The following is a 2,564-nucleotide window of genomic DNA, read 5'->3' on the forward strand; positions in this document are numbered from 1 at the left end:
ACCCGTCGCCGAGTCTGAAACCACATAGAAATACCTGTAATTGCTAAGGTTAATAAACCAAAGGCATTGAGAAACGGATAAATCATTTGTAAGTTAATGGCACCAAATTTTCCTTTGTGCAGATCCAGATTTAGTAAAGTCTAAATCCTCAAATATTCCTCGATTGGAAAGTAAATTTGCTTGAGGAAATCCTTTAATACAAACCCGCAAATCAAAAGGATACCCAACCTGTTCAAATATTTTCTGGGTATAATAACCAGAAACCTTTGTAAATCTGGGTTGATTGAGTAAAGGCTCTGGAAGAGTTACTGCTGCAATCTTAGTCACACTTCTTTCAGGAATCATTGCACCATCTGGCTTCAAAAACCTTCTGGCATTATTAATAATTACTGCTGCTCCTTCAGAACCACCTATTGCTCCCACAATTTCCGAAACACATACATCTGCTAACTCTGGTAGGTTAACCGTCATCGCATCTCCATGTATGATTTCAATTTGTGCCGATAATCCAAACTTATCGACGCTAGCTTTAGCTAACTGACTGGTTTCTTGGTCTCTCTCAATAGCATAGATTTTCTTAGCTCCTGCTTTGGCACAAAATCTCGCCAAAATAGCATCCTTACCTGTACCAATTTCTACTACTACTCGCTCTTTAACAAGTTGATTAATTGCCACTTGATAACTTTGGTTTCGACGATGGTCATTAGTCATCGCATAGTACAATAACTCATCATAAACATAGTATTCTGCTATTGATGGCCAAAGTTCTATGCCTTTCATCTTCTGGATATTTTGTTCCAATTCTGGTTCGGGAACAAAATATGCTACCAATCGCTTGTTCCCTGGAGTATCTTCCTTGTCGATTACTACAGCTTGTTGGACTTGGGGATTCCTCCTGAGAACTGATTCAATTTCTCCAGGTTCAATTCGGAAACCTCGTATCTTCACCTGATTATCTATGCGACCAAGAAACTCAATATTGCCATCCGGTAAGTAACGAGCTAAATCTCCTGTTTTGTAAAGCTTCTCCTCGGTTAAATTCCTCAAAGGATAGGAAATAAATTTTTCCTGTGTTAATTGAGGTTGGTTAAGATAGCCACGAGCTAAACCAACGCTGCCTATATAAATTTCACCAGGTACTCCTATGGGGACTGGTTGTAAATTCCTGTCTAGGATGTAGATTTGAGTATTGCCTATCGGCCTACCTATGGGTGGCACAGAACACTCTGGTGAGCATTCAGCCATGGTGGCACATACTGTTGATTCTGTTGGTCCGTAAGCGTTCACAAATTGTCGCCCCTTTGCCCAGTGCGATATTAGCTCTGGTGGGCAAGCTTCTCCTGCTACTACTATGGTCTTTAAATCAGGTAATTCCTCTTTGGGCATCACTGCTAGAGCTGAGGGGGGTATGGTGATATGGGTGATTTTGTTGTTCCGCAACCACTGACTCATACCCACTCCAGGCATTAAGGTATCTCGGCTGCCCATATATAAACTGGCTCCTGAACCTAAAGCCATGACTATTTCCGAGATGGAGGCATCGAAACTTAATGATGCGAACTGAACGACTCTGCTGTTGGAGTTTACTTGAAACTCTTGGATTTGAGCTGTAGCCAGATTACACAGTCCCTTGTGTTCTACCAAGACTCCTTTTGGTTTACCTGTGGAACCTGATGTATAAATTATGTACGCTAAATTTTGGGGACTGACTTCACTCTTGACCTTTTCTGGTGTTTCAGTGGCTATTTTTTCCCAATCTCTATCTAGAAAAACCACTTGAGCTTGATGTTGGGGCAATTGAGCTAATATTTGTTCTTGAGTTAGTAACACTGACACTCCAGAGTCAGCGAACATATATTCTAGGCGTTCTTGGGGATAGTTCGGGTCTAATGGCACATAAGCTCCTCCGGCTTTGAGTATGGCTAATAAACCTACTACCATTTCTACTGAACGATCTACACATATTCCCACTAAGGTTTCTGGAACTACTCCCAACTTTTGCAAATAATGTGCTAGTTGATTGGCTTTACTATTTAATTCCGAATATGTCAGCTTTTGTTGTTCAAATACTACTGCTACTGCATCTGGGGTTTTCTCTACCCGATCCTCAAATAACTGATGGATACATTTGTCATCTGGATAATTTGTTTTGGTATTGTTCCACTCCACCAGTATTTGGTCTAGCTCTGGCTGTGTCATTAATGGCAACTGGCTAATCGGTCGTTCGGTCGTCTCTACTGCTGCTGATAGTAAGTTTTCATAATGTGACAGCATACGAGTAATTGTTTCAGCCTCAAACAAGTCTGTGTTATAGGCACAAAATCCTTTGATTTCTTCTCCTACTGGCCACAGATGTAACTCTAAGTCCATCCGCACTGTCATCTCAGCTCCTGCCCCTTCATACCAACCTACTTCTAAGTTAGGTAAGCTAAAGGATGGTTTTAAGATTTCCTCCTGCTGCACCGCAAACACTACCTGAAACAAGGGATTTTGCGATAGTGCCCGTTCTGGTTGCAACTCTTCTACCAACTTCTCAAAGGGTATGTCTTGGTGACTATAAGCTT

General features: G+C 41.4%; 1 protein-coding gene and 1 pseudogene. Both read right to left on the reverse strand.

Translation table 11 applies throughout. The features are described from left to right. Nucleotides 1-128: pseudogene (locus F6K20_RS40995) on the reverse strand (PepSY domain-containing protein); the annotation flags it as partial. Beyond that, the coding region (locus F6K20_RS33610) for an amino acid adenylation domain-containing protein (RefSeq protein ID WP_287297671.1) at nucleotides 94-2,564 on the reverse strand (2,471 nt) is incomplete at its 5' end. The pseudogene F6K20_RS40995 and the gene F6K20_RS33610, both read right to left, overlap by 35 nt.

It is taken from the genome of Moorena sp. SIO2C4 (assembly GCF_010672485.1).
GTDB classification, from domain to species: domain Bacteria; phylum Cyanobacteriota; class Cyanobacteriia; order Cyanobacteriales; family Coleofasciculaceae; genus Moorena; species Moorena producens.